At 43.0% G+C, this 17,632-nt stretch carries 18 protein-coding genes and 3 tRNA genes; 3 read left to right on the forward strand and 18 right to left on the reverse strand.

Going from position 1 to position 17,632, the window contains the following annotated elements; translation table 11 throughout:
- Positions 1–91 precede the first annotated feature (91 nt).
- Together FPZ43_RS15610 and FPZ43_RS15615 are read right to left on the reverse strand one after the other, a co-directional pair.
- Complete coding sequence (locus FPZ43_RS15610; RefSeq protein ID WP_146382869.1) at positions 92–808, reverse strand: SIP domain-containing protein; 717 nt, start codon at positions 806–808, stop codon at positions 92–94.
- 76 nt (positions 809–884) lie between these two features.
- Positions 885–1,736 (reverse strand): helix-turn-helix domain-containing protein, encoded by an 852-nt coding sequence (locus FPZ43_RS15615; RefSeq protein ID WP_146382870.1) that lies wholly within the window; start codon positions 1,734–1,736, stop codon positions 885–887.
- A 181-nt stretch (positions 1,737–1,917) separates the two neighbouring features.
- Between FPZ43_RS15615 and FPZ43_RS15620 the strand changes: the two genes are divergently transcribed.
- Positions 1,918–3,006: an MBL fold metallo-hydrolase gene (locus tag FPZ43_RS15620; protein ID WP_146382871.1), complete on the forward strand. Its 1,089-nt coding sequence runs from the start codon at positions 1,918–1,920 to the stop codon at positions 3,004–3,006.
- A 75-nt stretch (positions 3,007–3,081) separates the two neighbouring features.
- On the opposite strand, the gene FPZ43_RS15625 is transcribed toward FPZ43_RS15620, so the two are convergent.
- Together FPZ43_RS15625 and FPZ43_RS15630 are read right to left on the reverse strand one after the other, a co-directional pair.
- Positions 3,082–3,154 (reverse strand) — tRNA-Lys (locus tag FPZ43_RS15625).
- Between the two features lie 133 nt (positions 3,155–3,287).
- Positions 3,288–4,247: a WD40/YVTN/BNR-like repeat-containing protein gene (locus FPZ43_RS15630; protein WP_186461863.1), complete on the reverse strand. Its 960-nt coding sequence runs from the start codon at positions 4,245–4,247 to the stop codon at positions 3,288–3,290.
- A gap of 190 nt (positions 4,248–4,437) precedes the next feature.
- On the opposite strand from FPZ43_RS15630, the gene FPZ43_RS15635 reads away from it, so the two are divergent.
- Positions 4,438–4,521 (forward strand) — tRNA-Leu (locus FPZ43_RS15635).
- A 68-nt stretch (positions 4,522–4,589) separates the two neighbouring features.
- Positions 4,590–4,673 (forward strand) — tRNA-Leu (locus tag FPZ43_RS15640).
- Positions 4,674–4,682: 9 nt separating this feature from the next.
- Here the strand turns inward: FPZ43_RS15640 and FPZ43_RS15645 are convergent.
- From FPZ43_RS15645 to FPZ43_RS15710, 14 genes are all read right to left on the reverse strand, one after another.
- Positions 4,683–5,135, reverse strand: coding sequence for a hypothetical protein (locus FPZ43_RS15645; RefSeq protein WP_146382873.1), 453 nt, complete (start codon positions 5,133–5,135; stop codon positions 4,683–4,685).
- A 5-nt stretch (positions 5,136–5,140) separates the two neighbouring features.
- On the reverse strand, positions 5,141–5,389 hold the full coding sequence (locus FPZ43_RS15650; RefSeq protein WP_146382874.1) for a hypothetical protein: 249 nt from the start codon (positions 5,387–5,389) through the stop codon (positions 5,141–5,143).
- On the reverse strand, positions 5,386–5,850 hold the full coding sequence (locus tag FPZ43_RS15655; RefSeq protein ID WP_146382875.1) for a lysozyme: 465 nt from the start codon (positions 5,848–5,850) through the stop codon (positions 5,386–5,388). The genes FPZ43_RS15650 and FPZ43_RS15655 overlap by 4 nt, the downstream gene beginning before the upstream one ends.
- On the reverse strand, positions 5,837–6,076 hold the full coding sequence (locus FPZ43_RS15660) for a hypothetical protein (protein WP_146382876.1): 240 nt from the start codon (positions 6,074–6,076) through the stop codon (positions 5,837–5,839). The genes FPZ43_RS15655 and FPZ43_RS15660 overlap by 14 nt, the downstream gene beginning before the upstream one ends.
- Positions 6,077–6,083: 7 nt before the next feature.
- The gene (locus FPZ43_RS15665) at positions 6,084–6,422 is read right to left on the reverse strand and encodes a lysozyme inhibitor LprI family protein (protein WP_146382877.1); all 339 of its coding nucleotides are present in this window, start codon (positions 6,420–6,422) and stop codon (positions 6,084–6,086) included.
- A 35-nt stretch (positions 6,423–6,457) separates the two neighbouring features.
- The gene (locus FPZ43_RS15670) at positions 6,458–10,321 is read right to left on the reverse strand and encodes a beta strand repeat-containing protein (protein ID WP_146382878.1); all 3,864 of its coding nucleotides are present in this window, start codon (positions 10,319–10,321) and stop codon (positions 6,458–6,460) included.
- Entirely contained in the window at positions 10,318–11,226 is a 909-nt protein-coding gene (locus tag FPZ43_RS15675) for a hypothetical protein (protein WP_146382879.1), read from the reverse strand. Before FPZ43_RS15675 ends, FPZ43_RS15670 begins: the two co-directional genes overlap by 4 nt.
- A 1-nt stretch (position 11,227) precedes the next feature.
- Entirely contained in the window at positions 11,228–11,848 is a 621-nt protein-coding gene (locus FPZ43_RS15680) for a DUF6712 family protein (RefSeq protein ID WP_146382880.1), read from the reverse strand.
- Positions 11,849–11,905: 57 nt separating this feature from the next.
- Positions 11,906–13,192 carry a hypothetical protein gene (locus FPZ43_RS15685; protein WP_146382881.1) on the reverse strand — a complete coding sequence of 429 codons (1,287 nt, stop codon included), beginning with the start codon at positions 13,190–13,192 and terminating at the stop codon, positions 11,906–11,908.
- On the reverse strand, positions 13,189–13,449 hold the full coding sequence (locus tag FPZ43_RS15690; protein WP_146382882.1) for a hypothetical protein: 261 nt from the start codon (positions 13,447–13,449) through the stop codon (positions 13,189–13,191). Before FPZ43_RS15690 ends, FPZ43_RS15685 begins: the two co-directional genes overlap by 4 nt.
- 91 nt (positions 13,450–13,540) lie before the next feature.
- Positions 13,541–14,125 carry a hypothetical protein gene (locus FPZ43_RS15695; RefSeq protein ID WP_146382883.1) on the reverse strand — a complete coding sequence of 195 codons (585 nt, stop codon included), beginning with the start codon at positions 14,123–14,125 and terminating at the stop codon, positions 13,541–13,543.
- Between the two features lie 92 nt (positions 14,126–14,217).
- The gene (locus tag FPZ43_RS15700) at positions 14,218–15,423 is read right to left on the reverse strand and encodes a hypothetical protein (protein ID WP_146382884.1); all 1,206 of its coding nucleotides are present in this window, start codon (positions 15,421–15,423) and stop codon (positions 14,218–14,220) included.
- Positions 15,424–15,528: 105 nt separating this feature from the next.
- On the reverse strand, positions 15,529–16,710 hold the full coding sequence (locus FPZ43_RS15705) for a head maturation protease, ClpP-related (protein ID WP_146382885.1): 1,182 nt from the start codon (positions 16,708–16,710) through the stop codon (positions 15,529–15,531).
- A 668-nt stretch (positions 16,711–17,378) separates the two neighbouring features.
- Positions 17,379–17,609: a hypothetical protein gene (locus FPZ43_RS15710; RefSeq protein WP_146382886.1), complete on the reverse strand. Its 231-nt coding sequence runs from the start codon at positions 17,607–17,609 to the stop codon at positions 17,379–17,381.
- Between the last annotated feature and the right edge of the window lie 23 nt (positions 17,610–17,632).

Below are 17,632 nucleotides of genomic sequence, written 5' to 3' on the forward strand. Positions count from 1 at the left end.
CCGTAAATTCATTTAAAAAGTAAACGCATCGATTTCCTCGATGCGTTTGTCAGCGGGCAACTAATGATGTTAATAGCTCAACACTCAGCCACTATGACCAAAAGCCTTGTGCTTTTATCTGGGCGGACTTATAGCCTTGTTGTTTGAGCAGTTTACGCAGCCCGGTAACCATAGTGTTGTTTCCTGCCAGGTAAAAAATAGTGTTTTCCAGGCTGTACTGCTGACCGAGTACCCATTCCATCAAGCTGTTATGTCCATAAGTGTCTTTACGGGCAAGTGGCTCCACTGGTGTCCAAAAGTATTCATGGAAAAGTTTGCGATGGTCGTCATCGGCAATTACTATCCCGCCAGAGAAACGGGTATTGGGCAGCACCATTTTTTGCAGGGCAAGAATGTGGCCAATACTACTTTCGTCGCCCAGGGCTATCACGGCAGCGGTTTTATCAGGTTGGTGTGATGTGAAGCCGATCTTTTTAACATAGTTTATGGTATCGCCCTTGCTTAACTTTCGCGCCCATTTACTACCCGGACCGTTGTGCACCGCATCTACATAAATGGTGCAGGTATGGGTTTCGGCATCCCAACCAGATGGTGTATAATCGCGAAAGGTAAACCCATCTACCCTGAATTTGATATAGGGTACGTGATCCCAGTTATTCATTTCGGTATAGGGCAAATGCAGGTCTATTTCTATTAGGGTTGACGGAATCCAGGCACGTACTTCGAGCACTGTACCTATCTCCAGCAACCGCGCTTCCATAAGCTTAGCTGCCCTTTGTTTTAATTTGCTTAGCGTGGACGTTTCCATGTGAGATAAATTTAATAACACAAAGAAACAAGCCCTTTAAAGGATATTCAAGGTTAAGCATGTGGTATTGATTGGACTATTTGCGGTATTGCGCGCGGAAGGCAAGCGGCGTTAATCCTACCGACTTTTTAAACAGGCGCGAGAAGTAAGTATGACCTTCATAGCCAAGTTTGTGCGCAATTTCTTTTACATTCTCGCTGCTGTAGTATAGTAGCCTCTTAGCTTCCAAAACAACTTCGTTCAATATCCAGTAGCTAACCGGCAAACCGGTGGTTTTTTTGAGTGACTCATTCAAATAGCTTTCAGAAACATTAAGCATATCTGCATAAGCCGATGGGCTTTTAACGGTAACCATGTATTGAACAAGCAGCCGTTTAAACTGCTGAGACAGCAATACCGGCCTTGACACCTTAATAGCGGTTTGGCAGGCATCAGCATAACAGCTTGCCGCGATTCCTAAAAATGATTGTAGCAAAGAAAGCAATACAGGTGTATTGAATGCCCCGGTTTTGGACGCGTTGTAACGTTGGCCTAACAAATTAAGAAGGGTGGTGCTTTGCTGCATTAGTGCACCATCTAACTGGCAAGGTTGCTGAATTTGAAGCATGCCCTCGAAAACCTCACGATAATCTGCCGGAATCAGAGAAGCATCTACCGCCAGGAACCAGCCCGCTGCCCGCTCGTTATCAATGGCTTGATGCACTTGGCCCGGCAGAATATAGTATAATGTGTTGCGGGTAAAGGTTACCTTCTCAAAATCTATTAAAAGTGATGCGTCGCCACCATCAACCACAAAAAATATGTAGTGATCGTCCCGGTGTATGCCCATCACTTCATCATCAGCCGGCATATCACCCAAATTATAGCGCCATAATTCCATACCCATGTCGGTACGGTCTTTAAGCTGATGGATTGGGATATTTTTCATTTGGGTTTATGCAAAGGTATGTATTATGCAACTTAGCTCAAGTAACGCTGTTTTATTGTTGGGCAAGAATAATAACGCTTGTATTTTACTTCATCATTGATGTAACTTATTTAACTCGAAATTTAAATATTTACCCGTGCGCGAAATAAAATTCAGGCACAACACGTTTCTGCACATAACTATGGTTAAAAGTTGGTTAAGCACTTGTTTTATTATTACTGCAATAATTTTTTCGGGCTGCAGGCTCATTCCATCGATAGGCAGAAATCCTAAAGGAGATGACCTTACCCAATTGCAAAAATTGCCTAACTACAAGAACGGTGAATTTGAAAATCTTGCCGAGCGCGCCGACTCATTGACCAAGCATAAGTGGGTATTTTTAAATAAACGTCCTAAAACAGTCAGGCCGTCGCATGCATTACCCTCCATTAAAACCGATCTTAATAAACTGCCAGTAGGCTCTGCGCCGGTTGTTGTTTGGTTTGGTCATTCATCCCTGCTTATAAAAACCCAGCAAGCCAATATCCTTATCGACCCCATATTTAACAACCATGCGGGCCCGGTGCCAGGCTTAATTAAAGCATTTCCCGGTACAAATAACTATCGGCCCGAAGATATGCCCACGGTAGATGTGCTTATAATTTCGCACGATCATTACGATCATCTGGATTATTACACTTTTAAAAAGCTGAAAGATCGGATTAAGTTAGCTGTGGTGCCGATGGGGGTAGGGGCAAGCCTTGTTTATTGGGGATTTGATCGCAAAAAAATTATTGAGCTAAACTGGGACCAGTGTGCTACATTGCCAAATGGCGTTCAGATAACCGCAACCTTTGCACAGCACCGTAGCAACCGCACTTATGCTACCGAGAATAAAACACTTTGGGCATCATTTGTTATACAAACCGGCCAATACAAACTATTTTACAGCGGAGATAGCGGTTATGGGCCACATTTTAAGCAGATTGGAAAACAGTTCGGTCCGTTTGATCTGGCATTTTTAGAATGCGGGCAATACAGCCCCAATTGGCCCTGGACACATCTTTGGCTTGGGCAAGCTGCACAGGCAGCGGCTGATTTGGATGCAAAAATGTTACAGCCCATTCATTGGGCCAAATTTGTTGGGGCGGACCACCCCTGGAACGAAGCAATTAATAAACTCGTACCGGAAGCTGCCGAAAAAGGTGTTCCTATAAACGTGCCGCGTATAGGTGAGCCATATACAATTGGCTCGCCGCCAAAAACCATGGTTTGGTGGAACTTTGATTAATCGAAGTTGATCAAAAACAGAAAAGCCTCTTAATTTTCATTAAGAGGCTTTTAATTGCCAGTTGGGTCGGCTTTGTGATCCCGCTGGGACTCGAACCCAGGACCCCAACATTAAAAGTGTTATGCTCTACCGGCTGAGCTACGGAATCATACTTTAAACTTGATTGGGATGTAATATCCTTTTCCTTTAAAGTGGTGCAAATATAGGATTATTAGGAATTGCCTGCAAACGTTATTTTAAAATAAATTTCGTACTTAAATTAAGCGCCTAATAGCCAGTTGTTAAAATTTAAAAAGTCCGATTCTGCCTCTATCACCAGCGAATAAAATAAGCTTTCCATTTGTTGATTTGCGGCAAACATTGTAGCTAACATCGTCAAACTTTGTCCATGTCTTGCCCCCATCCGTTGTAATATTGCTGCCGGAAGTGCCCGTTGATATATAAATAGCGCCTTTTATATGTTCCACACATGACTGGTATCCCGCAGGCCCTTTTACAGGAAAAAGGCCTTGTTGTGCTTTTTTTGATTTTGAAATTACATAAGCTACCGAATCTGTGATTGTGTCTTTTGCATAATTACCACCTACTACAATCATCGGTTTCTCTGTACCTGATAATGAAAATGCCCCCATGCTTGGGCTTCCGTTTGTTAGGGGTAGTTTGATTGCCGCCCATTTTATATTCTTTACTGGAGATATCAACAAGCGGCTTACGCTACCACCGGTAACAACGCCAATGTTTTTACTTACACGTAAACACGTTCCACTTGCTGCAAACGCTGCCTCGCCTTTTAGTGCGTCGGGCGCATTTTTAACTGGTAACCAGTCTTCGCCTGCATTTAGCGTCTCAAGCATCAAAAACTTACCGTTTATGGGGTCTCCTAAAATAAAACCATGGTTTTTATCGCTGAAAGCTATGGCGTCTAAAAAGTAGGTTGTGTCGGTTATGTTAAATTTAACAGCCCAGTTTTTGCCACCATCTAACGTTTTTAAGATTACAGCCGGTGTACCGGATCCAATGATCACCGCTTCCTTCTCAGAAAATGCCTCAATTCCTCGAAAATCGCTTTTCTCAAAACCTTTAACCTGTTGCCACTTCCATGAAAGCCCACCATCAATTGTTAAACCCACTGACCCTTTAGTGCCGCTTACCCAGGCTACCTGTTCGTTAACAATGCTCATACCCCTTATGCTTACATTAACTGATTGGCTGATAGGTGTAATTTGCTGCGCTTTTAACATTAGATTTATGACGCAAAACGTAAAAATGAGGATAACATTAAGATAGCTTTTCATGGGGTTGCTTGTATGCTTAAGAGGCTAATAAGGTATTGCAAATTACCTTTTAAGCATAGCTTTTACAACCGTCAGCTTATTTTATATTTATTTTTGTGGCATAGTATAAACACCTATATTTGCCACCTCTGTAAAAGCCCGGATGGCGAAATTGGTAAACGTTGCGGTCTCAGAAGCCGTTGAGAATTGTCTCTTGAGAGTTCGAGTCTCTCTTCGGGCACATCTAAAAAGTCTTAAGTCATAACTTGCAAATGCATATTACAACTTAAGACTTTTAAATACAGACAAGCCCGGGTGGCGAAATTGGTAGACGCACCATCTTGAGGGGGTGGCATTCGTAAGGATGTACGAGTTCGAATCTCGTTCCGGGCACTTTCCTGTTTAATTGTTTTTCTTGAACTTCTTTTGGTAATACCACTCAACTATAAATACCCCGTCGCCCCAGGTCAATTTTCCGTCAGCTGTTATCTGAGCTACTAAAACCGATATGTTATGTAAGTAAGCACTTTTTAGTTGCCCGTCAATTTTGTTAAGGGCGGTTACTGCATTTAGTAATACTTTGTCGCTACTTTCATCATCTTCAAACTTTTGCGAGAGCTTTAAATTTACAAGTATCTTAGGTATTGCAGCCCGCAGAGCAATTTTAAGATTATCATCTAAATTACCTGGAATTATTGCAGTTAGGATATCAATAGCAGGTGACTCAATAACCTTCTTAAGGTTTTCGGTAATAGTTACTGCGGTGTTAACCGCGTTTTGCAAATCGCCCGGAAACTTCGTGAACATTGCTTTTATGTTATTCCATAGCTTTTTAATGAAAGAACTAATAGTCATGGTTGTTAATATTTAATATTTTTAATTTGCTCTACCTCTCGTTGCAAGAGCGCAACCTGTCCTTCAAGTACCTTTAATCGAATCTCATTGACCCGGTTCTGTGCATCCTGCCTTACTTTTAGATCAAGAATGTCTCCTTTGAGCTCGAAGTAGGTCGTCATGACGGCAAATACAATACTTGCTGTACTCGAGATAGTAATGATTATATTCTTTATCGTGATGCCTTTTAACTGGCGATGTTCTAACGATGTCATGCTTTTAAAAATAATGCGCGCTCCTTTTCGCGCCTTTTTACAAGTGTGTTGCTTACTACCTTCTTTCCTGTTTTAGGATCTGTTATTTTATTCCATAGTAAAAACTGATCTGCAGCACCCTGATAGTCGCCTGAATTTAGTTTTGTAAGCAATGCGGATTTACGCATTATACCTACGCCTACATTGTAAGTTATAGAGACAAGCGAATTAAATTGATTTGTTGTCAATTCTACTTTTACCGATCTGCTTACGGCCTCAGTATAAATTTTTAAGGTGCTTAAAAGCAACGACTCAGCTTTATGTACGTCAGCTAACTTATCGCCTAGCATTACTGATTTACCATTTTCATACCTTGTAGAACCATAGCCTATGGTCCACACGCCGGCTATATCCTGGTATGCTGTGAGCCGCAACCCTTCAAAATCCTTAATTAGTTTTAATCCTTCCTCACTCACTATCATGATGCGTTTGTTTAAGATTTAAAGATTGCTTCACAGAAAACTGTGAGATGATTACAATTGCACTTCCAAAAGATATTATTGCAGCAGTCAAATCATGGGGAACAGTTTCAAGTTCTGACAGAGACGAGCCTATTGCCGTTATGATAAACCCTATAAGTTGCGCACATTTGAAAAATAGGGGAGTTTCGCTTTTAAATCGCTGCCAAGCCGATAAGTTGTTTTTCATACGCTTTTTATTTTTTAATTGGCGGTTTTGTAGCTCGCAGACTATCAGCTACAAACTGCTGACGATATTGATATGCAACACCATTTATGATTGATGCAAAAACCTGTTGAGCTTCATCCAACTTATCCATAGGAAGCTTAATAGTCTTCAAATAAGGTATTACCCCGGCTTGCGAGCTTTGTAGTAAAAGGCTTATCTGTTCGCCGTTTAAGGCAAATTGATAGATGCGGTTATCAGCAGCCCTGTATTTACCAGCCGTATCTGCAGCGGCCCTTTTTTGGGTTGATTGAGCGAAGCTTGATAGGGTTGCAAGTACGAATAGTGCTGCGAAAGATATTTTTCTCATATTTTAAATTATAAATAGATTGTAGACTTGAAAAGTTATAAAGCTGTAGTTTGAAGAGTACCGCCATTTGCTACGGTAACGCGGTATCTCGTACCGTCAGGCGATTTTAATATCAGACCACGGTCGCTGGCCAGGACGCTGATATCAGTGGTCGCGCTGATCGAGCCGACCACCTGCAGCTTGCCGGTGCCGGCATCTGTAGTACCACCAACTACTAGGTTTCCGGTATTTGTAAACCATCGTCCCTGATCCGTGCCGTTTAATCTAAAGTTTAAGTAAGTATTAGCACCCGTTCTGTTTATCTCATTCGTATATACAGACAGCCAGTTATTGTTCGCACCCCCTAAAAGTAGATTGCCGTTTGAGGCTGGTATCAAAGCGCCGTTTATCGAGGTTTGCCCATTAACTTGTAATCTACTAACTCCATCAGTTGTTACACTACCTATTAATACCTGACCTGACCCAGTTCCATTTATTGCAACATTGCTATTTTCTGAACCAGAACCTGATATCCTGGCGTTAGTTGCATCGGCCCAAAGCCTGATATTGGTACCAGCCGTACTAAATATTGAAGCTCCACCGCTAACACCATCAACCGATTGATAAATCGTGAATTTTGAGTTTGGCACGCCGTTTCCGATCACAGTATTACTACTGATAAAAGCTTGGCCTGTAACCTCAACGTCTCCAGCAAATCCCGCGGCATAGTTATTAGTTATAGTAGTGTTTGAACCAGCTGCAGCCCATCTAAAATAGTTACCATACATCTTAGTTATGGTAGTTAGGTTGCTATGAGCAACCGTTGCCTGACCGTAGCCATTAACTGTAGCCTGAGCAATTGTGCTTCCAGTGGCACTTGATGTATAAGTATTATTTTGTTGGTTGATGCCAAGGCCTGAAAGATTAAAGCTGCCGGAAGTATTTATTGGGGCTGTGCCAATATAAACCGCTGCTGGAATTAAGGAACCTTGGGTGCTATTTAAAGCGGTACGCCCTACAATCACCGATTGCCCATTCACCTGTAATTTACTTGAACCATCATCGGTTGTTGTACCAATCAAAAGGTTTCCATTAGCGGGCGATATTCTTAATTTCTCTAGACCGCCAATGTTAAATACAATACCATTCCCATTGGTGGTGTTTAGCGTTATGGATGTGTTTGATTGCAAACTATTGCTGTAAACATTAAGGAAATTACCACCGGAATTACCTAAGCTGTAAGTTGCATTAGTGGTCGGTATCAAACTACCTCCAAAATTTGTTTGTGTACTAAATGTATGCTGGCCTGTCCAGGTTGGTGTAATTGCCTTGTTTATGACCGCCGCAGCACTTCCGGGGCCTGCGGCAATTACTTCTCCTGTTAAAGCCGTTAGGTAGTTACCTGCAGCTTGTTTGTTGGCAAATGTATTATAATCTGACGATGTCAAATAGCCGTCCTGGTTGGTTCCTGACTGAGCAATTGAATATGCGCCATTGCTGTAAGACAGCGGCCCTGTGGCAGAAAATAAGCCTTTAACGAATGTTTGATCAAGCAAAAATAAGTTAGCGTTTGCTATCAAGCCGGTGCCGGCACCATAGGTACCCGGACCGCTGATCTGCGAGAACGTAATATTATCAGTCCCGATTATAGGGTTTGCATCACCTGTGTAAGTCCATTGGCTATATTTTGTACCTGTGCTGCCAAGTGATATGGAAACGGTCAACCCCGTCAGCTCTTCGCCGCTATCGGCATCAGTCGATCTGATCCAGGGGCCCGACTGCATTAACCATATACCGTTCTCTGTTTGGTTGGTCTGATTTGTTAGCAAATACCTACCATTAGCTACGCCCGATACGCCGTCAATATTTTGTATACCGGATAGTGTGACATTGCCCGGTGCTTTTGCACGAACCGAGCTCTTCCAGGATAACCCGTTGTACAGGTTATAAAGCTGATTCCTGGTGACCGCTTCCATATCGGCAACGGCGTCGTGCGCAAGGTAAACGCTGCCGGTGAAGGTTGTGCCGTCTTTACGCGCATATTGTGCAGTATCGCTGATGGTAGTGTATCGAGCGTCCGCAGTCTGTAAATTCAGAATGCCTGTAGGGCCTGTCGGGTTAGACACAAAGCCCGGGCCTTTTATAACCAAACCGTCCTCAATTGAAGAGTAAAAGCCTTGATTTTGTATATCAACCAATGTGAGGCGCGTTTTGCCGCCTACACTAAAATTAGCCGTACCGCCCGATGTACTTAAATTGATGCCGCCGCCAACCGCGCCGATTGTTGCCCAGTTTTGATTATTATAATTACCAAAGCTTATTGATTGCCTGGTTATAGAAGTATAATCATTTGGGCTTGATGGGGTCGTGCTTTTTATAAAAATATTGCCGTCAGTTACAGTTTGATCACCAGTAAAGCTATTGGCACCAGTACTTTCAACAAATTTATTACCCTGCCTATAAAGCCCATCGGTTTTAAATTGATAGTCTACCGAGCCGCTTTGCGTTTGCAAACTAAAGTTATCGCCAGCGTACATATTCCATTGTACATTTGACAATGATGATCTCCAACTAAATTGGTTGCCTTCTTGGTAAACGCCAATATCTTTTCCAGCACCACCATTAAATGATACACTACCATCAAATGCCGTTGTTCCATTAAAGTCATTTTGGCCATTATGAATACCTGTGCCATTATGTTGAAAATATCCTTGTATACCCGTTTGTAGGAGATTGGTTACACCACTCGCTACATTTATGGCGGTATCACCTGTGCCCTGTATATTAATACCGCTACCTGTGCCACCCGTTTGGATAGCATAACCGCCAGTTGCTGTTGTGAAATTTTGGGTTCCAGTAATATTGTTATCGCCATTTTTAGCAACGTATGTATTTGATAATGTTGCGCTATCTGGGCGGTTTAAAAGCAACTTCTTAACGCCGCCAACATCGGGGATTGATCGATCATCAAGCAGCCCGTTAATCGACAGATCTGTTGCATACTTAAACCAAGTATTACCCAATGAGCCATCAAATAATACGGTTTTATCGTAGTTGAATAGTATCGCATTTTGGTTGTAGGTAGTCAAATCTTGCATGGTTAAGCGCATGCCGTCGCCCGTTGAGTTGATTTCGGTTTGTGTGCCTGTGTTGACTCTTCTATTCGTGAAATTTGTCCTGTAAGAGCCTATATCTGCACTAAGTAAATAAGTTCCTTCGGTTTGAGTCGGTCCGTCCCATCCCGAAAAGAATAAACCGTTTAAATTTGGTAAATTAAAAAAAGTGTTTTCGGTTACAACACCTCCTAGTTTAATTACAGCACCTTCCTTTGTTAGGCCGCTGCCAGCTATGGTTGAGGCAGCATTTATAGCACTATCCAATTCCGGCCGTTTCACAAACGTGCTATCGCTGTTGCCGCTCGTGGTTAGCAAATTTTTCCATTCGCCATTTTCATACTTTTGAACAACAAATGATCCGCCACCGGCGCGCTCGCCCCAGCGAAATTGCGGGACCTGATTACGATAGGATGTGTTACCTATAAACGGGCCGTTATTTGATGAGCTTACTTTGTAGTTACCTGCCGAAACGTCCCCTGGTATCAGGGTATCCGCATATGATGATAATGCTATCGTACGGGCACCCAGGTTCTGAAAATTATTGTAGCCTGAGAAAAAATTTGTTCCATCCAGCTTGGCTGCGGAAGCTAAATCATCTTGTAATAGTTTTTTTACCCACTCGCTTCTGGCAAATTTTGCCCATTGGCCGCCGCTGTATAAATAATAGGAAGTATCGGTACCTGCAATTTTTTTATACCATGTAGGGTTAGGGCTTATTACTTTTGCGTCGAGTGGCGGAGCATCCTGGCCGAGTGCAGCCGTGCAACTTACACACAGCAAAAACATATAAATGTATTTTTTCATAGTAGAGTTAAGTTTGAGTATTTAATGATGAGTCGTCCGTCGGGATAGTCTGGGAGGTCTAATGATATGGCTGTTTGAATGGGCAATCGGCCAGATCTGTCTAAGATTCTTTTGATACCTATGTCCGGCCTGTCCTGATAATTGCCATCATCATCAGTAAATTGAACTATGAATTCGCCGTTACCGTAATTTTCAAAGAACGCTGTTTGCCAGTTATCGACGATAATAGGGTTAGATCCACCGGAAAGAAACTTAAACGCATAGGGCTCCACCGGCTGGAAAAACATATTTACCGGTGTTCCCCAATCGCCCCATACTTTTGGACCAAAGAAATGGTAAGTGGCTGTATTTATGTAAAAATCCCCTTCCGTTCCAAGTGCGTTAGAGGGATTTGTATCACCACTTAAAATCGTTCGTCCGTCTTGGCCGCGCAATCCTGTTTCGCCTGCTAACCCTCTGGGGCCCGGCGGGCCGCTTTGCATCGAGAATGCTTGCTGCCAATTCAAATCGCGTTTCTGGTAGAATATGCCACTAAGGGTATCAATGTAGCTGTCATTGTTTTTACCCAGCGCTATTGCCGGGTTTCCTGCGCCGTAAAGCAGTGTTCCATCAGCCCCGTTTGCCTCCGGGAGAGTGTACACAACTGTCCAGATACCTGATTTTTTTTGAGCAAACTGGCCTGTGCTTGTTTTCAGGAAAACATCTCCGTTTTTACCTGTGTTATTTTGCGGTAATACTGCACCGAAGGTGATTGATGCGCCGGATGTTATGTTTGAGGTGAGGTATTGCAATAGCAAACTTATCGAGAACTGATAATCTACGCCATTGTTAACCAGCACAGAAATATCATTAGCACCTATACCAGGGGTCACAGGCAGTTCGCTTATTTTTTTGTCTACTGCCATGTTAGTTTAAAAAGTCGGTTATAAGTATGGGTATTTCATAGCTGTCTATGTTCAAATTGAAATCAGTGTGATCTACACTTCGGATGCGTGGGCCTGCTTGCCTGCTGCTTTTATTTTTATGATTATAATGCCAGGCATCAAAGTTTTCGTGGTGGTCTATAAGGAAGCGCTCTGTCTCATTGGCATAAGCGTTAGCTGTGCTACGCTGCTGTTGTACAAGTTTTACCACATCCTTTGGCGCTACGGCATCTGCATTTTCATGGCGTTTTATAACAGGGCCGGTAGGGGTATAGTGCACAGCATCAGCTTCAATAAACCTTGCAAACGTGAAGTATGCCATTACCGGCAATAAGCCCTGATATAAAACAATGTTTCCATGATCGTCGAGGTACTCGCAGCCATTTAGTAAATCTTTAAGATGCTGCGGCGCATCGTCGCTTAGTGTGCCATCGGCTGCAAGCACTTTTACTAATTGGTAATATAATATGTACCCCAAAAATGGCTTTAGGTCAAGTTCCTGGGCTTTATTTATAAAAACTTTGATACGCTCAGGCTTTATATTGGATGCAACGTCTTCGTAACGTTGCAACATGGCTGGTGTAATAATTAGTTTTGTTTCCATTGTGTTGATAATTTGTGATTAATGGAAGTAGTGTGAGTGATAAAATGGGTGGCATGGTTAGTTATCCAAACCTTCCCCAACCATAGCTTCTGCTTCTGTTTGTTTAAAGCCATATGCATGAACAAGCGTGGCAATTTTGTTATGCGATGGAATAGCTGATAACAACAACTCGTTTATCGCTGCTCCCGCTTTTAAGGCAAGCGCATCATCTGCTACGTTAGCAGGAACTGGTACTATGTTCCAGTTTCCGGATGGATTTAGATTTGTGTAAAAGTGACCGAATACTTCTGCCATGGTCTCACTTAATTCAATCCTGTCCGCAGCGGTGTTATCATTGAATTCTCTTATTGCTTCTTTTTTTTCGCTGCCGTTACTAAGGCCCGAAGCTTTTTCCGAGTTGATAAGTTCTTTAGGCACTGAAAAGCCTTTTATAATCCGGGCTTCTACAGATCGCTCTGTGCTCTCAAAAAGCTTGTCGTTATTTTGGATTGCATAAGGTTGGAATTCGGGCTTGGCACTTTCATCTTCATATTCTATGACAATAATCTTCTGCGCACTTTTAGCTCCCTGGAAACTCCCAAGATCCTTTTCCAACTGCGAGGGTGCATTTCTGTAGCCTCTGTCCGAACTGTTATCAGCCTCTTCGCGACGTGACTGCATAAACAACATGGTAGATGGTAAAAAACCTGTGGTTACTTCGCGGTTGTTAAAAATTTTAATGCCGGCCTCGGTTTCAAAGTCTTCCCAAACAGAATCAGCCTCAATTAATGGATAATCATCCACTTCGGGGTTAAAATAGTATAGCTGTCCTTTGTATTTATCCCATCCGCCTGCGGCAAACACCTGCTTCTTAATCGTTTCTTCACCCGGGTCATACTTGTCAAGAAATGTAATCTTGCTGCGCATGATGTTTTTCCAGGATCGTCGGCCCCAATCGTTGTAGATGCCAAATTTTTCGGCTGTTTTGGCGTCGTCTGTATCACCCATGCGGATATCTTCGAACTTCACATAGTTTACAGATGAGATTTTAAAGTTGGCGTTGTAGTTAATGTGCAAGCCAAAACCTCTAAAAAGTGCTTTATCGGTAGCAATTGCCTTTAATAGTTTTGCCAATGTAAGCCCGCAACTATTTACAAGTTGCTTACCCAGGTCGGGCTGCTCAAAGCCAATGCCCGCTATAAACTTCGCCCGCTTGTTCCAACAATCTTTTGCCGTTGGCGATTGGCCTACCAGTTCAAGCATGCGTTGTGGGTAGGCGTTGTCCAAATCATAATTAAGTATTCCGAATGTTTGATTAGGCCTTACTAAAATGCGTCGCTGAATTTGTGGTAAATAGGTTTTCATATTTCCGCCTTACCTCCAGGAAGGCTGCTTTTGGCTACTAATTTTGTTATGCGGTTCCTTCTTTTTTTTGTTGCTGATTGCGAGCTGTTCTGCTCTGTAGTCAGCGATGGAAACATAACAAACAGATTTGCGATGTGCGGGTACCGTTTCAAGTACCATGATGCTTCTTCATCGCTTAGGCTCCCGTTACAATGTTTTGCGGCAGAGCCGGGTATAAACTGGTGCAGGCCGGGTTTTAAAATGTATTTATTGGTCATGGATTTTTTGAGTTATCCATGGTTTATAGACCATACCCCATAGGATTATTGTTTGTAAACCATGGACTATGGTCTATTAACTGTGGTAAGATTAGGCTACTAAGTCTTCAATGGCAGCAAGTGTACTTGCGTAGCTGGCTGTGCCGTTTGCCGGGGCTATAGATACGGCACGCGGCGGGTAAGGTTCCCTTAACTTATCGGGGTTGGTAAGTTTTATTTTGTAGCCACCCTCAAGTGCCTCGTCGGCTGCATTGCGTTCGGCTTCTGTTACGATAAGGCCGTTAACGACGCCGAATAGTTCAATTGCCGAATCGCCATCTTTGTAATTATTTACAGCTATAGCGCAAACACGGCCATAGCCCATTGCCATAAGTTGAGCTTTCACATCTACAGATAGGCCTGCAATGTTAAAGTCTATCTCTTCTGTATATCTTGGGCCAACCTGTGTTTTGGCCAGTTTGCTTACAGTGTTGAAACTGTTGTTTGTGCCTTCAAATTTGTAAACCTTAGCAGTTGCCACAGATGTTAAGCCGGTTACGATAAGCGGATTTGTGCTGTCGAAAGTCAGCATAATATCATCCTGATTAAATATGTAAACCACATCCTCGATACCCGACGTAACAGGTGTAGCTGCGCCCAGGCTAAAGCCGGCATTTATTTTATTGTATATTGACATTATAGGAGTTATTGGAGAGTTGTTATTAGGCAGAGCATTTAATTAATAGCTTTTCAAAGTGAATTATGTTTAAGCTATTAATGTACTTTCCCTTAAGCAGATAGGTAAAACAGCTCGTTTGCAAATTTGAAATTCACCGCTGCTTTCATGCGTGCTTTCATGCGCACTACGTTATCATTTGTGTAAGGCTTCATGTAAACGGTTGATAGTTCGGAAGCGTCGCCAAGTAGATCCACGCCCAGGAAAAGGTTTGATGCGCGGGCACCCAAAATGGTGTTTGCCTGCCAATGGTTCATAAGTTGCAGCGGCACGCCTAAATAATCCATTTTCTTAGGGTCCGTAAAGGCGTTCAACACATTCACGGCTTTGTCTGCCTGGGCCTGTGCATAAGCATAACCGACGTGCAATGGTATCTGAAGGTTAAAGTCTTCCTGGCTGCGGTCGGCAGGGTCAAGCTGCGCGTAGATGCCTGTAAGTACATCCAGTACGTTGCTGGCGTTAATATAGCTTACCATTGCAGCAGTTGCGGAACCGGTAAAGGTTGCAGCCTTGCGTGTGTTTACTTCATTATAATTGCGTATCAGCCTGAAAGTAGTTGCGCTTTCTACACGGATAAAGTACGATTGGCCCTGTACATCAATACCCGCGCCGTTTGTTGTGTCTTTAATCGACCCAGTAACCGCGGTAATGCTTACCACATCGCCATCTTTTAGTGTAATTGTGCTGCCTACGGTAACTAAACCCGCTGCACTGATTGCGGTAGCAGCCATCGAGGTATTTGATTTGCTTAAGCCTACTTTGTATACGCCGTTTGCTGAGGCTATGCTTGGCAACAAGCCTGTAAAAGGCGCTGTGAACGCGGCCTCTTTTGTTGCCCCTTTGCCCAGCCAGTATAAGCGTTCGTTGGCTATCTGGATTTTGGTAAGATAGCGCTGCACCATAAAATCGCTCAGGTCAACCACTCCTTCATAGTCCTGAAAAGCACCGGGTTTTAATTGTTGCGACTCCCATGATTGTACCAGCTTGTCCCACTGTTCCTGCTTCATAAATTCGTATACCACGGGGTCAAGGTAGCTTTCGCGCTGTGCCGCAGTTGTGCCCTGGTCGGCAAATATGCCCGATGGGTCTTGCAATACCACGTCATCATCAACATCAAGTATAACCTTGCGCGATTTTACGTCGTTAATAACTGTGAGCAAGCCACGCTTTACCGAGTCGGCCTCGAGCAGCGTGCTGGCCATAAATCCTGCCAGCGCTTCGCCGGCATAAGTGTTGTTTGTAAATGTAAATTGAGCCATAATTTTTAGCTCCCCAACCCCCTAAAGGGAGAGCTTTTGGTTAATGAGGTTTATTTATAGGGATTGTAATGTGATGAGCCGGTAGATTTGAGTGCGTAAACAGCTTTATTTACCTACTGCTTTTTTTACAGCTTGCTTAGCAAGTGCGCTTTGTGGAGCAAAAAAGGGTTGTGCCTCTGTTTTGGCTTTGTTGCTGCGTTTTGAACCTTCGGGAGTGAAGCTGCTTTTGATTTCGTTTTTTACTTCCTCGCGGGTTTTGTTAAGATGCTGGTTTGCCTCTTCAAGTGCAGCTCTGGCCTCGGCCAGTAAGGTGTTTTGGGCATTTAAGCGCGCTTTAATTTCCAGGAAGCGGTTTTGCACTTCGGCAGGCTTGGCGCCTTTTGAAAATTTGCCGGCTCCAATAACTTCATCGTCTTCATCGGTAGTTGCTTTAATGCCCGATAATGATTCGATTTTACCATCTTTAACATCCAATTGCTGCCCGTCGGCAGTGGTGTAGCTGTCGGTTACGGCTGGTTTTGTTAAATCCTCGTCCTGGTAAACTTCGGCACCTTCGCAAATTTCACCGCTGTGGTGCAGCGTTCCTTTGTCAGTAACGGTTTGCTTGTTAATTACGCGTTTAAAAAAGTTCATGATCTTGTCCAGCACCGATGTGGTCCTTTCAATGAGGTCATTGTTTTCCATGTTCATATTGCTTTTTGTTATTAAGATTTTATTGATGCAGCGCTGGTAAACAGCCGGTGCCGTTTCTGTATACTTTTTAATAAGGGCGCTATTTATAACAGTTTGTGTGTAATCTTCCACGGCATCGACAAAGCCAAGACTCAAGGCCTGGTCGGCTGTCATCCAGGTTACGGCGTTGATGAGGCTGTTTACGGTTGCTTCGTCAAGGCCCGACTTGTCCATATAGATCTGTGCCAGGCGTGATTGTACTACGTTCAGCATCTGCACATCCTTTAATAATTCATCAGCGTTGCCGCCGCTACCTACCATGGGTTTATGAATCATGAACAATGCATATTTGCTCATGACTATGCTGCTGCCCGCCATTGCTACTACCGACGCTGCCGATGCCGCCAAAGCGTCAACATAGGTGGTTACCTTGCCGGGATACTTTTTCAACAGATCGTAAATGGCGATGGCATCAAATGCCGACCCACCTACCGAACTGATATGTACCTCGACATCGGCACCGGCAGCTGTATCTAACTGGGTTTTGATGTATGCAGACGACAGGCTGCCCGAGCCTATGCAATCTGTTTCGTTATCATATAAGTATATTTTCATTGTTTGGGATTACAGTATTTGGATTACACTGATTGTTGATGTAATTACACCGATTTCTTTAATGTGAATTACAGTATTTGGATTACACTGATTTTGGTGTAATTACACCGATTGTTTTAATGCCCTGACTTTTATATGACTGCCGTCCCTAAGCCGCATTATGATTTTTTAGGTTGATTGTTTTGAATGCCGTTTGGCATAATTCAAAAGTCGTAATAATTGTTTTGGCAGGTGGTGACGTTGGTTTGTCAGTTCGTCCGAACTCGAATTAAAAGAATATAACTAACTGGGAGCGTTAGATCTTGACAATGGCATCGGCCAGGTTAAGACAGATTTAAGATTGGGATTATCTCCAACCGAACAATACAAATATCGGCATAATTACTTAGCTGAGTGGTGGCGTTGGTTTGTCAGTACCTTCTGAACTTGAATGATAAGAATTTTATGAATTGAAAGAATGCCATTGGTTGGATGCACTGAGCAATGCCTAATAGCTATGATTAAATTCGGACTCCAAATTCAACCGAACAATACAAATATCGGTGTAATTACATAACTGAGTGGTGGCGTTGGTTTGTCAGTGATCTCTGAATCAGAATTAACATAGTTTTAGAAAGTGATGGATAATCCAATTAATTCATAATATTCCTATAATTCAAGTTCCGAACCTATGCAGTAAAGCAATTTAGCGCCCGCCATATAGTTCGTTCGTCTTTTTCAAATTTTACTTCAGCTTCCAGCACCGCCTGGTTTTTTGTAATGCTGCGGGTTTGTACCTGGGCATGTACCCATAGGTAGATCTCGCGGTAGATAAATACCTTCGACGTTATAAAACCGGATTTGTATAAAGTTGATAACGTACCATTATCAAACAATTGGTTTGCAAGGCTAATATTCATGTTGTGTTTGTATGCTGTATGGC

It is taken from the genome of Mucilaginibacter pallidiroseus (assembly GCF_007846085.1).
GTDB lineage: Bacteria > Bacteroidota > Bacteroidia > Sphingobacteriales > Sphingobacteriaceae > Mucilaginibacter > Mucilaginibacter pallidiroseus.

What these genes read in the sequence shown, in the direction of transcription:
- FPZ43_RS15685 (WP_146382881.1), bottom strand. Translation starts at nt 13,192, where the DNA reads ATGAAAACCTATTTACCACAAATTCAGCGACGCATTTTAGTAAGGCCT.
- FPZ43_RS15615 (WP_146382870.1), bottom strand. Translation starts at nt 1,736, where the DNA reads ATGAAAAATATCCCAATCCATCAGCTTAAAGACCGTACCGACATGGGT.
- FPZ43_RS15695 (WP_146382883.1), bottom strand. Translation starts at nt 14,125, where the DNA reads ATGTCAATATACAATAAAATAAATGCCGGCTTTAGCCTGGGCGCAGCT.
- FPZ43_RS15710 (WP_146382886.1), bottom strand. Translation starts at nt 17,609, where the DNA reads ATGAATATTAGCCTTGCAAACCAATTGTTTGATAATGGTACGTTATCA.
- FPZ43_RS15645 (WP_146382873.1), bottom strand. Translation starts at nt 5,135, where the DNA reads ATGACTATTAGTTCTTTCATTAAAAAGCTATGGAATAACATAAAAGCA.
- FPZ43_RS15610 (WP_146382869.1), bottom strand. Translation starts at nt 808, where the DNA reads ATGGAAACGTCCACGCTAAGCAAATTAAAACAAAGGGCAGCTAAGCTT.
- FPZ43_RS15700 (WP_146382884.1), bottom strand. Translation starts at nt 15,423, where the DNA reads ATGGCTCAATTTACATTTACAAACAACACTTATGCCGGCGAAGCGCTG.
- FPZ43_RS15660 (WP_146382876.1), bottom strand. Translation starts at nt 6,076, where the DNA reads ATGAAAAACAACTTATCGGCTTGGCAGCGATTTAAAAGCGAAACTCCC.
- FPZ43_RS15690 (WP_146382882.1), bottom strand. Translation starts at nt 13,449, where the DNA reads ATGACCAATAAATACATTTTAAAACCCGGCCTGCACCAGTTTATACCC.
- FPZ43_RS15705 (WP_146382885.1), bottom strand. Translation starts at nt 16,710, where the DNA reads ATGAAAATATACTTATATGATAACGAAACAGATTGCATAGGCTCGGGC.
- FPZ43_RS15630 (WP_186461863.1), bottom strand. Translation starts at nt 4,247, where the DNA reads ATGTTAAAAGCGCAGCAAATTACACCTATCAGCCAATCAGTTAATGTA.
- FPZ43_RS15665 (WP_146382877.1), bottom strand. Translation starts at nt 6,422, where the DNA reads ATGAGAAAAATATCTTTCGCAGCACTATTCGTACTTGCAACCCTATCA.
- FPZ43_RS15675 (WP_146382879.1), bottom strand. Translation starts at nt 11,226, where the DNA reads ATGGCAGTAGACAAAAAAATAAGCGAACTGCCTGTGACCCCTGGTATA.
- FPZ43_RS15655 (WP_146382875.1), bottom strand. Translation starts at nt 5,850, where the DNA reads ATGATAGTGAGTGAGGAAGGATTAAAACTAATTAAGGATTTTGAAGGG.
- FPZ43_RS15620 (WP_146382871.1), top strand. Translation starts at nt 1,918, where the DNA reads ATGGTTAAAAGTTGGTTAAGCACTTGTTTTATTATTACTGCAATAATT.
- FPZ43_RS15680 (WP_146382880.1), bottom strand. Translation starts at nt 11,848, where the DNA reads ATGGAAACAAAACTAATTATTACACCAGCCATGTTGCAACGTTACGAA.
- FPZ43_RS15670 (WP_146382878.1), bottom strand. Translation starts at nt 10,321, where the DNA reads ATGAAAAAATACATTTATATGTTTTTGCTGTGTGTAAGTTGCACGGCT.
- FPZ43_RS15650 (WP_146382874.1), bottom strand. Translation starts at nt 5,389, where the DNA reads ATGACATCGTTAGAACATCGCCAGTTAAAAGGCATCACGATAAAGAAT.